The sequence below is a fragment of the Apilactobacillus micheneri genome (genome assembly GCF_006493595.1).
Taxonomy (GTDB): Bacteria; Bacillota; Bacilli; order Lactobacillales; family Lactobacillaceae; genus Apilactobacillus; species Apilactobacillus micheneri.
Map to the genome: position 1 here is coordinate 1 of NZ_QUBI01000010.1, position 12,566 is coordinate 12,566.

At 26.6% G+C, this 12,566-nt stretch carries 10 protein-coding genes; 7 read left to right on the plus strand and 3 right to left on the minus strand.

The genetic code is table 11. The annotated features are described in order from the left end of the window. Positions 1–448: 448 nt before the first annotated feature. The 3 genes from DY123_RS07385 to mobC are packed head-to-tail and all read right to left on the minus strand — an operon-like array spanning position 449 to position 2,603. A complete protein-coding gene (locus DY123_RS07385) occupies positions 449–835 on the minus strand; it encodes a hypothetical protein (RefSeq protein ID WP_140936528.1) in 387 nt (128 codons plus the stop codon). A gap of 23 nt (positions 836–858) precedes the next feature. After that, positions 859–2,319, minus strand: coding sequence for a relaxase/mobilization nuclease domain-containing protein (locus DY123_RS07390; protein WP_140936529.1), 1,461 nt, complete (start codon positions 2,317–2,319; stop codon positions 859–861). Next, positions 2,301–2,603 (minus strand): plasmid mobilization relaxosome protein MobC, encoded by a 303-nt coding sequence (gene mobC / locus DY123_RS07395; RefSeq protein WP_140936530.1) that lies wholly within the window; start codon positions 2,601–2,603, stop codon positions 2,301–2,303. Before mobC ends, DY123_RS07390 begins: the two co-directional genes overlap by 19 nt. 589 nt (positions 2,604–3,192) lie before the next feature. Here mobC and DY123_RS07400 point away from each other — a divergent pair. The 7 genes from DY123_RS07400 (at position 3,193) to DY123_RS07430 (ending at position 11,488) form a co-directional block, all read left to right on the plus strand. Continuing rightward, positions 3,193–5,634: a MucBP domain-containing protein gene (locus DY123_RS07400; RefSeq protein ID WP_140936531.1), complete on the plus strand. Its 2,442-nt coding sequence runs from the start codon at positions 3,193–3,195 to the stop codon at positions 5,632–5,634. A gap of 160 nt (positions 5,635–5,794) precedes the next feature. Next, positions 5,795–6,379: a site-specific integrase gene (locus DY123_RS07405; protein ID WP_140936532.1), complete on the plus strand. Its 585-nt coding sequence runs from the start codon at positions 5,795–5,797 to the stop codon at positions 6,377–6,379. 81 nt (positions 6,380–6,460) lie between these two features. Continuing rightward, positions 6,461–6,907 carry a hypothetical protein gene (locus tag DY123_RS07410; protein WP_140936533.1) on the plus strand — a complete coding sequence of 149 codons (447 nt, stop codon included), beginning with the start codon at positions 6,461–6,463 and terminating at the stop codon, positions 6,905–6,907. 539 nt (positions 6,908–7,446) lie between these two features. Then, positions 7,447–8,082: a helix-turn-helix domain-containing protein gene (locus DY123_RS07415; protein WP_140936534.1), complete on the plus strand. Its 636-nt coding sequence runs from the start codon at positions 7,447–7,449 to the stop codon at positions 8,080–8,082. Positions 8,083–8,289: 207 nt separating this feature from the next. Beyond that, entirely contained in the window at positions 8,290–8,748 is a 459-nt protein-coding gene (locus DY123_RS07420; protein ID WP_140936535.1) for a hypothetical protein, read from the plus strand. Positions 8,749–8,992: 244 nt separating this feature from the next. Continuing rightward, positions 8,993–10,855, plus strand: coding sequence for a bacteriocin-associated integral membrane family protein (locus DY123_RS07425; protein WP_140936536.1), 1,863 nt, complete (start codon positions 8,993–8,995; stop codon positions 10,853–10,855). Between the two features lie 3 nt (positions 10,856–10,858). Continuing rightward, complete coding sequence (locus DY123_RS07430; protein ID WP_140936537.1) at positions 10,859–11,488, plus strand: ABC transporter ATP-binding protein; 630 nt, start codon at positions 10,859–10,861, stop codon at positions 11,486–11,488. Positions 11,489–12,566: the final 1,078 nt, after the last annotated feature.

A 12,566-nucleotide genomic window follows, 5' to 3' on the forward strand; every position in this document is an offset into this window, starting at 1 on the left:
TAGTAGATAAACTGAGTAGATAAACTGAGTAGATAAACTGAGTAGATAAACTGAGTAGATAAACTGAGTAGATAAACTGAGTAGATAAACTGAGTAGATAAACTGAGTAGATAAACTGAGTAGATAAACTGAGTAGATAAACTGAGTAGATAAAAACGCCCTCAAAATAATTTGAGGGCGTTTTTTGTATATATTTATAGTTTGTTAAGGATAAATTTTGAGTGAAAATTTGTATACTTTCATTATATCACTATTTTTATTTTTAAATGATTTTAAATAAAAAATGTATTATTAAATAAATTATTATGATCCATGCTAAAAATACAGGTATATCTTTCCAATTAGGTTTATGTTTAGTAATTTTGAAGTCCCAGCTGTGTCCTTTTTTGTTTTTTCCGAATTTATGATAAATTATTTTATCTTGTGTATTATTCAATGTTATTCCTCCTTAATTATTTTGAATTTTTTGAATATAATCTATTATTCTTTGAAAGTATTTTTTATTATCTTCATCGTTCAGATTTTGATTAAATATTTGATTAATTTCTTCTGTTCTTCTAAAACCAATTTTTTTCTTTCCATCTATTTCTCTAATTCCCATTATAATTGTAAATGCGTCTAATACTTCTTTATATTCTTTTTTCATGACTACATAATTTTTTGCAAAATCTTCACTATCTTTAATTTCTTTATGTTGCTTTAAGACTGCTTTACCAATGTTTTGAATGTTTTTTTGTTTCTTTTCTCGTTTAATTTTACGAATCTTTTTGGATTGCTTTTCGCGTAATTTGATGGCGTTTGCTAATTCTTGATTTAGTTTTTCCGATTGATTCATTTGATAAACCTCATTTCTGTTATTTATAAGTGTGGACCACTCATTCGTTGTCTTCTTTGTTGTCGTTTAAAATTAGGACTTTCTTGATCAATGATTTTTCTTTTTTTGCTGATTTGATATTTTTGATCTGTTTGTTTAAAGACATCACGTTGTTGTTTTAATTCCTTGATACTTTTATTCATATCCAAATGATTATCTGTAATATTGTTTTGGATATTACTATAGCCTTCATCAGATAGTCTATCATCCATAAAGAAGGAATCTAATTTAATTAATGCTCGTTTAGTGACCTCTTTAATGCGTTGTACTTCGTATTTAATTGCAGCTCGGAGGTTGCGTCTAATTCTTTCAAATAATGCATTAAGAGTTGATTGAGTTCTTGATAGGTCTGGTTGTTCTGTTCGAGCTGTTTGATAGCTTTGTCTTGCATGCTCATCGTATTGGTTTGTTTTTCTATTATTTGTTTCAAGGAAATCTGTTCTTTGGAGAGTTGGTTGATAGTAGTATTCTGCGAAGTTATGGCCTTGTCTTGCTCGTCGAGAGTAGAATTTTGTTTTACGAGTATTTGCCTCTGGTTGTCTATTAAAGTTTCTAATGTATTCCTGTCTATCTGTTCGTTGTTTTCTGAACTGTAGTTTGTTATTTTGTCCGACCAACTCATCATGAATCGTCTCCTTTTCGTAGTCTTGCCCTAATTTATTGCCGCGTGAAGTGCGTTGCTTATTATGGGCATCTAAAAAGCTATAGGAGCAATTTTTACCACGTTCGCGATAAATTACCCCTTTTTCTTTTAAAGCGTGCTCAAATTGTAATTTTGAGGTGCAATTTTCATGTAACATGACCGAATCAATCCGATGTCTTAAATCATCTTTCCAAATATATTGATTTTTGGCTTTTAATTTTCTTTCGGCCATTGTTTTCCGTTCAATTTTATTTTGAACGTGTATATTCCGATTCATAGGAAAGTATTTTTCTGCTAATTCATCATTGAATTTAGCAACACGTGTAAAGTCATTAGTATGATGATATTTTTTCCCAGTTTCCAAGTTAGTCATATTCATAATGATGTGGTTATGCACCTTATGGCCGTCACCATCTATATGTGTATAAATGGCAAATTCATTGTCGGGAGCAATTTTTTTGGCTATTTCTACGCCTATATCATTAGCTTTTTGCCAATCTTGAGGATCATTGACATTGATCTCATAATCAGCAAACGATTGAATGAATCGCATGCATTGTGTCTTGCCACGGTTATTAGCAATTGCACGTGTTTGTTTCATTTCAGCTTTGGCATGGTTAATATCAATTAGGTTATAGCTCTGTTGGACGACTGCTCGATTATGTAAGGTATCGACTACTTTTTGATCCACGCCATGTTTGACTAAATATTCTTTATCACTATCTTGGAGTCTATTTTTGCCGAGGGCATAATCAATAGCTGCGGATCCATTTTGTGCCCGACTTATTTTAATTGTTGGCATATTTGATTTAATTCATCTCGCATTTCATAGAGGGGACTTAAGGATTCCATTTGGCCATTTTGATGAGCCAGCTTGGTTAATTGATTTAAGTTATTGCCCATCTTTTTTAATTGATGATTAATTTCCAATGCTTGTTGGGGCATCATCTTAGGCTCTTTAAGTTGATGATGATTAATTAAATTTTTTAGGATAGTGGAACGTTTGGTATTGTGCTCTAAAGCTAAAAAATTTAAGGCAGCAAATTCAGCATCATTGAGACTAACGTTGACTTGCTTTCTTGGCATAAAAAACACCCACTTTCTATCATAATTATTCGTTATGCATTCATAATTATTATAACACTGACTAACTATCCAAATTCACTACGCGTTTATTTTGATACTAAGTCGGTGTAAAAGTGTGATGGCAAGCAGTTCATTTGCTAGAAAATTTTATAAAAAATTTTCAACACAAATGGCTTGTAAGAGGTGGTGTTTTTCTTATGAAAAAGTCCCCTCTTAACTCCCCAGAAAATAAACCGTACTTTCAATTTTGAATTAACAAAATTAAAGTACCAAAAAGAACCTTACTTTCTATCGCTTTTATAAGCGATTAAAGTAACAAAAAAATCCATCAAATTAATTGCGATCATACGCATTAATTTGATGGATAAAGCTTTAAAATATTATTTTATTTTTATAAATTATTATCTAATTATTTGAATAATATATATAAACAATTATTATTAAATGAAGGGAGGCGTTAAATATTTTAAAATTTTTACATAATACTTTAAAATCTATTTTATTAATTTTATGTATATTCATATTTTTTTTAACAAGTGGAACTATAACTCATGCACAAGATAACAATTCTAATAATATAAATACTTGGATGCCAAATACAAAATTCCAAAATTTGATTTTGGATAATATGAAATCACAAGGAATTTTATCGCAAAATGATTCTGTTAACGATATTACTCAAGATAATATGGCAAAATTAAAATGGGTTAGTAATTGTTATGATAATAAAACTCATCATTTTGAATTATTAAGTGATCATCCGGGAATCGATAGTTATTCAATTGAAGGATTACAATATGCAACTAATATAAAAGCTTTACAGTTATCTGAATTACCTGATAATACTCCTAATGTGAACAACCCAATTATAATAGGTGATATTACTAATATCTCACCTATTATAAACTTGAAGAATCTTAATTATATTTGGTTAGATGGTAATAGAATTAGTGACATATCACCTATTGTAAACTTACAAAATTCAGGAAATGTAAAATATGTTAATTTAAATGGAAATAGCATTTATGATTCTTCAAAAATTGATGTCAACAAATATTCTCAAGAAGGAATAAGTGAAGCTAAACAATTAGATTGGCCCGGAAATCCTAATATCATGAATAATAATAATCCAGACATATCTAATCAGCATGCTGAAACTCCGCCCGTTAACATTGATCCTAATAATAATTCATATACATTAGATATTAATAATATTATTAAATTACCAAATAATGAACATGTTACTAATATTTCTCCTATTACTGGTGGACTTTATAGTGGATATTTTGAAGACAAAAACAATCAACGTTTATTTGCTTATCTACTTTTATCAAATTATGGTACCACTATTAATCAAATTAACGACACTACTATTCAGTATAATAATTTGCCCGATAATTATGCAATTTCATCAAGAAAATTTACTAGATTACCTAAACAAATAGCAGATTCAACCATTAATGCTATATATAATACTATTCCTACTAGATATGAATATTATATGTTTGTGCAAAATAATGATGATTCTAGTGTTTACTGTATTCCTTATAAATTTAGTAATCAATCGTATGTTCATGTAAGATATATTGATGAAAATAATAAAGAATTGTTAGATTCAACAGTATTAGACGGTAATATTGGTAATAAATATAGCACACAACCTAAAAAAATTGATGGTTATATTTTAAAGCAAATACCTGTTAATAAAGAAGGAATGTATTCAGATTCTCCTATTACAGTTAACTATGTTTATGATAAAGATCAACCTGCCGTGCAAAATGGCTCTGTTACTGTCAACTATATTGATAAAGATGGACACAAGTTATCTGATCCTGCTGTTTTGAATGGTGATGTTGGTGCTAATTACTCTACTCATCCTAAGAACATTGATGGTTATTCTTTAACTAATCAGCCTAACAATGCTGATGGCAAATTTACCAAGGATAGTATCACAGTTAACTATGTTTATAATAAAAATCAACCTGCCGTGCAAAATGGCTCTGTTACTGTCAACTATATTGATAAAGATGGACACAAGTTATCTGATCCTGCTGTTTTGAATGGTGATGTTGGTGCTAATTACTCTACTCATCCTAAGAACATTGATGGTTATTCTTTAACTAATCAGCCTAACAATGCTGATGGCAAATTTACCAAGGATGGTATTACAGTTAACTATGTTTATTCAAATAATAGCAATCATACAAATAATTCAAATAGTATTTCTAATAATAATGATTCATCTAATAAATCTTGTAATTGTAAATGTCCTACAAAAATTGTCTATATTCATGTAGATAAAAATGAGTCAAATAAATTATCAAAGAAATATAAAGGATTAGCAGTTTATGCATTAAGACATATTAATATGTATAAAAATCTATATGAAAAGAATCATAAATTAAATTCTAAAAATAATATATTATATTCTTACATTAAAAAACCTAGAATTAAGGCTCCAATGTTTGTTGTAAATCGAGTTATTAAATTATCCAATGGTAAAATTTATTATCGAGTAAAAGATGTTAATAACAAATCTAAAACTAAACACTTAAAAGGATATATTACAGCTAATAATAGATATATAACTAGAGCCTATTATTCACATAAACCAGATATGTTCACTGTTATTAATCCTCAAGGAGTTGTTGGTTCGCGTCATTCTGATTTGAAAGATGTAGTTAAAATATTTCCACAAGGAACTGTATTAAAATTTAAGAAGATAGTTAAGCATAACTTAACTACTAGATATTTATTACCCAATGGAAATTATGTAACAGGTAATCGAAAATTAATTAAATTGGGTAAGCATTATCAAGTTAAGAAAGTAAAGGCAAAGAAGAATATCTATTTATATAAGAACATTGATTTGACACAAAGAAGAAGAGTTATTAAGAAAAATACAATAATTAAAATTAGATATTATGATTATTCATATAGATACAATTTTGATAAAACTGGTTTTAAGGTATATTTAGTTAATGGAGGTTATATTAATTCCAATCATAATAATTTAAAAATTATTCAATAGATACTAAAATGTAAATTTTTTAATAATTCGTGTATCATAAATGACAAATAACACCCTACAATTGTCTTAATGGCAGTTGTGGGGTGTTTATTTTATCTATATGGGTGTTATTATATAATTATATTTATTAACAACACCTATTTAGAGAGGATTTTTGACCATGAAACAAACCGTGTATCCGATTAAAGATTCCAATGTTTTACAGGAAGTGCAAGATATCCTGTTACATAATTTTCGTTGGGGTCAGCGTAATTTAACCATTTTTCAAGTGGGGAAAGCGACCCTCCTACGCGTGAGTGATGTCTTATCTTTACAATATCATGATGTCTTTGATGAAAAAGGTCAGATCAAAGCTAATGCATACATTCACGATCAAAAGACCGGGAAACCTAACAATTTATATTTAAAACCTGTTGAAAAAGATTTAATCCAATACCAACAATGGTTAGCAGCTAATAATATTAATTCTCAATGGTTATTTCCCAGCAGTGAGCATGACAAGCACATTGATGGCCGTCAATTTTATCGGATTATGCAGAAAGTGGGAGATCTTTTAAATATTAATTATTTAGGAACGCATACGATGCGAAAAACAGGTGCTTATCGCGTTTATGTGCAATCCAATTACAATATTGGTTTAGTTATGAATCTTTTGAATCATTCTTCCCAATCAATGACATTAAAATATTTAGGCTTAGATCGTGAATCCACTGAAAATATTTTAAATAATATTGATTTTGGTTAATAAAAAACACATTAAAAATATTTTAAAACTCTAATATGATATTATTAATTTAAGATATTATCGAAAGGATTATTGATGATAATGAATAAGACAATTAAACAAATGGCTGACATCATGGGGATAAATAAACTTAGAATTTATCGTTTTATCGACAAAAAAGATATTAAATCATCTATAGTGACAAATGGAGCGAAAACATATGATAAAACAGCTCAAAAACTGATATATAAGAATTTCGGATACGAAAACAATGATTATAAGAAAAATTCCGATAATAATGACGATAAAAGAACTATTGAAGAAAAAAACGAATTTATAAAATTTATAAAAGATGAAATAGAAGAAAAAAACACTCAAATTGATAATTTGCAAAAAATGCTAGATCAACAACAACAATTATCATTAAAAGATAAAAATACTATCAGTGAACAAAAACAAAAATTAAAATCTATGCAATTAATGATTGATACCACATATGATAATAAAAACGATAACGTTAAAAATCATTGGTGGAAATTTTGGAGATAAATTTTTATAAATTTCTTTAAACAAATTGCTGACATCATGGGGATAAATAAACTTAGAATTTATCGTTTTATCGACAAAAAGATATTAAATCATCTATAGTGACAAATGGAGCGAAAACATATGATAAAACAGCTCAAAAACTGATATATAAGAATTTTAGATACGAAAATAATAGTTATACGAAAAGTGACGATAAAAGTGATAAATCTAATAATTCTTGGTGGAAGTTTTGGTATTAATTATTTTTAAACAACATTTTTTATTGATTATATGTTATGTTTATATTTATCTAAAATTATTATTATAATGAAAAAGTAAAAATTGTAGATTATCTTCTATATTTTTGCATAAGCTATTGTGATTTTAATTACTTTAACACTATTTTGATTATGCAGAATGTCGGATAAGTTTCAATTTTATTATTATGTATTGCTTAATCGTAGGTTTGTACAATTAATTAAATTGATTTTTTATAGTTTTTTACAAATTTTTTTGTTCATAATATATATTTATATTATGAAATTTTATGAGGATGGTATATGAAATTATTTGAGAATTTAAAATTTTACAGAAAAAAAAACAATTTAACACAAAAAGAACTTTCTAAGTTATTGAATGTATCTGATAAGACTATATCTAGCTGGGAAAATGGTAGAACATCTCCTGATATGGATATGTTAAAAAAATTATCTATTGTCTTTAACATATCTATCGATTGTCTTTTAAAAAAAGATGATATTTCTAATAATACAAACTATATTGCTAGAAATTATGATAAATTTAAAGTTTATAAAAATTTATTAATTTGTATAAACATATTATTGATAATTTTTACATATTTTGAGTTAACTGAACTATTCTCCTTCCATTTTCCTATTATTAACGTTTTTAATTTATTATCCATTTTTCTTTCATGGTTATTTGTTAAATCTAATGTAAGAAATTTTATAAAAAAGAAGAATATTTTATCATTCTTTTTTATATTCTTTTTGAATGTTCTATTAAGTCATGTTGGAAGTAATATTTTTAACATAATAAATGGTCATAATGAAGTATATATTAAAAGCTTTATCATAGGTAGATTTTTTCTGTTAACTATATTTAGTTTATTAATTTTTTTGGAAAAGGATTTGATCAAAACAATTATTAATAAAAATAGAAAGTATATTTTTTAATAAATGAATCTTTATACAAGCCCTCTAATTATACCGTCAATGATGTCCATCATTTTATTTGTCCTCCTTATATCTTATAGATTATACATGCTATCATAATGACTCTATAAAGTATAGATTGTTTTTTATATACAATTTATAGATTGAAAAATAACTTACTATAACTTAACTTTAAATTATACAAATTTGAAGGGAAGTTATATTTTTATGAAAATAAAAAAATTTATTTTAACATGCGCTACAACATTAATGATTAGTGGATCTACTATTGCTAGTGCATCTGCTATGAGCAATGATAGTAATGTTAATGGTAGTGATAATACAACTAGTGGAAAAGCATATGATTCGGACATTTCTACTAAAAATGAGGCTTCTTCAGGTTCCAGAATTATAAAAGTACCTAATAAGTCAAATGATTCAAATAAATTTAGCATTAAGATGGCTATACCGGTTGCAGATGGTACATTTAGCTACGGTGTTGGAGGGATCATTAACTATTATCAATTTGCTAAATTAAATTGTAAAGGTCGACATAAAGTAAGGGCCATGATGAATGATGAATCAGTAACTAGTCCAATAGTAGGTTCACATAAAACAGCTTATGCAGAAACACCATCTCATTTTGGAGGCTATAGTACTAATAATTCTTACTATGAACTTTATTAATACTTAATATTATATAAAATAATATACCTCCTCATATTACTCAATAGATTGGAAGTGTCGAAGATATATGAAATTTTTTAAAAGATTTCTTATGTTATTTGTTTCGATACTTTCTTTTTTTATTTTTTTTAATACTTTTTCTTTTAATCAAAACCAAAACACAATAAATGATATTATCAATAATACGTATAATGTTTCTATAACTTCATATGTAGATAGAGACAACAAAAATAATGTTATAAATTTGAATAATTTAAATAGAGACGGTATTAAATTAATTAAAGAAGAAAGTGATGTAGTATCTAATTTAAAAACATTTAATATAACTAACCTTAAGTATAATAGTAAAATAGTTCAAAGATTGCCTAGTGGTAACATTCAATTACGTTCTTTAAAAAAATTAAATTATAATGATTTAATAGGTCAAAAATTCTATGTAAAAGTAAATAATAATAGTAACCCATATACTTTAAAAAAAATATTATCAAAAGATTTTGATATGAAAACTTCAAATATTAAAATTGATTCTTACAATAATAATTTTAAATATCAAGTTTATCCAAACCATATTCAGATAGCTTTTATACTTATATTTAGTGTATTCTTATTGCTTATAGTATATGTATATGAGTATTTTCTATCTTATAAAGAGCTTAATATTTATTTATCATTTGGATATTCTAAATGGAATATATTAGGTAAATATATAATTAAAACTTTAAAACAACTAATATTTCCTATAATACTTATTTTAATTATGATGACTTATTGTTATTCAATTTTTAATAGCACAAATGATATTTTTATCTTTAATGTTGGTATGACTACATTAAAGTTATTGCTCATAACAATAACAATCTCTTTACTAATATTTAGTTTATTGATTAGTTTATTTAATCCTAATGAAAAAATATTAAAAGGTAAGTATCCTTTTAAATCTATTATTATATTTAATAATATTCTTAAGATTATTCTAACAGTATCTTTGGTATTAGTTAGTCAAAGTATTTTACCTCAATTAAAGAATACATCAATTAGTATTATAAATAGAAATCAAACTATGAACTTATTAAGAGGATATAAGAATATTCCTCTAATGCCATCTACTCAATCAATCAATTTTGAGGAGAAACATCTTAATAGTTTTATTAAACATAATCAAAATTTTTTAAGCGATTTGTATGACAAAAAACTCATTCTATTTGCTCCCTCAAACGATACTAGAAATCAACTTCTAAATAAGGGTAAGACATCATCTAAAAATATAAAAACTAATATAGTTTATATTTCACCAGAATACTTAAATAATATGAATATAAGAAACAACTCGAACAATAGTGTAAAAATAAATGATACTGAAAAAAATGGATTAGTATTATTACCAAATGAATATAATAAAACAAAATACTATGTTAAGAAAACAATAAATGATCAGCATAATGATGATATAAAGAACATTTATCTTGAAGGAGCTTATAAAAAAAGATCTGTTTATAATTCCAGTCCTAAACTTAAATTCACTTTTATAAAAGATAATCAACATGTAACCAAATTTTATGATTATTATTCAGGTTTGAAGAATCCTATTTTTATTGTAGTTCCTAAGTCCTTTATAAACTATCCTTATTCTGTTTATGGTGCTAATATTACTGGAGTATCTGCCAATTATTTCTTCAAAGCAAGCAACTATGAAACTAATGATATTATAAATAGAAACAAATTAAGACCTGAATATCCCAAAATAATATCAGCCCAAAAAAGGATTAATGATAATTTAAATAATTCCCTATTAACTACATCTGTTGAAGGTACAATTGGAATTACTTTAATTATTAGTTTTATAGTTGTCTCGATTTTTTCAATATGGACATATTTAATTGCTAACAAGAAACTATTAATTGCTAAAAAAATATATGGTTATAAACCAGAAAGTATATTAATTAATAAGGTTTTATTTATTTCTTTATTTTGGATTTTAATATTTGTGTATGAAATGTTTTCTTATACTGACTTTATTAATTATTTTTATCTAATAATTGGAATTATAGATTTATTAATCAATGTTTTATCGACGGAAACTTATTTTAATAAATTGAGGAGAAAATAAAAAATGGAAATACAATTGAAAAATATTAGTTATAATTATGGAAATGTTGATGTATTAAGAGATATTAACTATTTCTTTAAAGAGAATTCTTTTACTGCTATAAAAGGTAAAAGTGGTTCTGGCAAGAGTACCTTACTAAATGTTATTGGATTAATTAGTAGTCCAGATAATGGTGATATTATCTATAATAACAATAATGTTTCTAATATTAGATACAGAAAAAAGATTAAATATTACAGATATTATTTAAGTTTTATATTTCAAGACTTTTTATTACTTCCAGAGTTAAGTGTTGAAAAAAATTTAGCAATTGCATCTCGATTTTCTAATCAAGATAAAAAACAGTCATATATTAACGCACTAGAAAAGGTGGGGCTAGGACATATTGATATTAAAAGGCCCGTACATGAGTTTAGTGGTGGCGAACAACAGAGAATTGCTATTGCAAGATCATTTATTAAGCCTTGTGAAGTCATATTAGCCGATGAGCCCACAGGATCACTGGATTTTAATAACAGTAAAAATGTTATGGATTTATTGAAATTATTACAAAACTTAGGAAAAACTATAATAATGGTTACTCATTCCAATAAATTTGATGAATACTTTGATGATATAATTTATCTTGACTAAATTATATATTTATTAAAAAATATCTTTTACATTATAATATATTATGGTAATCTTAGATTATAAATTAAATAGACGGTTTTAACGTAAAAATTAGGTAACAAAAAAGCCATGACTGGATATCATGGCTTAATCGTTTGTTACTTAAGGTTAGTACGCCAATACTAACTTACGTTGATACCAGTTAAACAACACTTAACTGATATCTAATCAAAAGAAAACACTATTTCTTTTGATTACTTTTCAAGGTTTATATTATCAAATAAAAACCTAAAAAGCAAAAGATATTAAGTAAAATTTGGGAACTGGATCACGTAAGTGGGTTCAGTTCTTTTTATTTGCGTTATCATCCACTAAGAATGACAATCTTGCTTAATATCTCCATTAAGTTATAAGAGGGCGGTACCCTATCTGTTCGTCACAAAATGCACCCGTGATTATGGAAGACCATAACCGTAGTGACCGTGTGTATAAGGACACAGGTTTGCTGAACCTTTGTTGGCTGAAATGCTAACACAAATCAGCGGCAAGACCAGAAATCAAATGGTTGGAAATTTAGGAAATGCTTTATTCAATCCTGCTAGTAAGCGTGAGTTTTTATAATTTATCACGAAAAACAAAAAAGAAGTCGACTCTTTGACGTAAAAGGTAGAGGCTAGGAGGAACAAGGGCTGAATGCGTTTAAACTGAATACTGTGAAGTTCGACTGAGTTAATAATTAGAGATAATTATTGATTGAGCCGAGCGATGAACAGACTTTTAAAGAGACATGCTCTCTCGATAAGAAAAGCCACGCAACAGGCTAACTATCGAGAGAGCTAGCGAGCATAGCAAGCTATGCTCTTCCTAGTCTTTAAGGTCCTAGTACGCCTAATTATGTATTACTGAGTAGATAAACTGAGTAGATAAACTGAGTAGATAAACTGAGTAGATAAACTGAGTAGATAAACTGAGTAGATAAACTGAGTAGATAAACTGAGTAGATAAACTGAGTAGATAAACTGAGTAGATAAACTGAGTAGATAAACTGAGTAGATAAACTGAGTAGATAAACTGAGTAGATAAACTGAGTAGATAAACT

Excerpts from the sequence above, each read along its gene's own strand:
- DY123_RS07385 (WP_140936528.1), bottom strand. The coding sequence starts at position 835 with ATGAATCAATCGGAAAAACTAAATCAAGAATTAGCAAACGCCATCAAA.
- DY123_RS07390 (WP_140936529.1), bottom strand. The coding sequence starts at position 2,319 with ATGCCAACAATTAAAATAAGTCGGGCACAAAATGGATCCGCAGCTATT.
- mobC (WP_140936530.1), bottom strand. The coding sequence starts at position 2,603 with ATGCCAAGAAAGCAAGTCAACGTTAGTCTCAATGATGCTGAATTTGCT.
- DY123_RS07400 (WP_140936531.1), top strand. The coding sequence starts at position 3,193 with ATGCCAAATACAAAATTCCAAAATTTGATTTTGGATAATATGAAATCA.
- DY123_RS07405 (WP_140936532.1), top strand. The coding sequence starts at position 5,795 with ATGAAACAAACCGTGTATCCGATTAAAGATTCCAATGTTTTACAGGAA.
- DY123_RS07410 (WP_140936533.1), top strand. The coding sequence starts at position 6,461 with ATGAATAAGACAATTAAACAAATGGCTGACATCATGGGGATAAATAAA.
- DY123_RS07415 (WP_140936534.1), top strand. The coding sequence starts at position 7,447 with ATGAAATTATTTGAGAATTTAAAATTTTACAGAAAAAAAAACAATTTA.
- DY123_RS07420 (WP_140936535.1), top strand. The coding sequence starts at position 8,290 with ATGAAAATAAAAAAATTTATTTTAACATGCGCTACAACATTAATGATT.
- DY123_RS07430 (WP_140936537.1), top strand. The coding sequence starts at position 10,859 with ATGGAAATACAATTGAAAAATATTAGTTATAATTATGGAAATGTTGAT.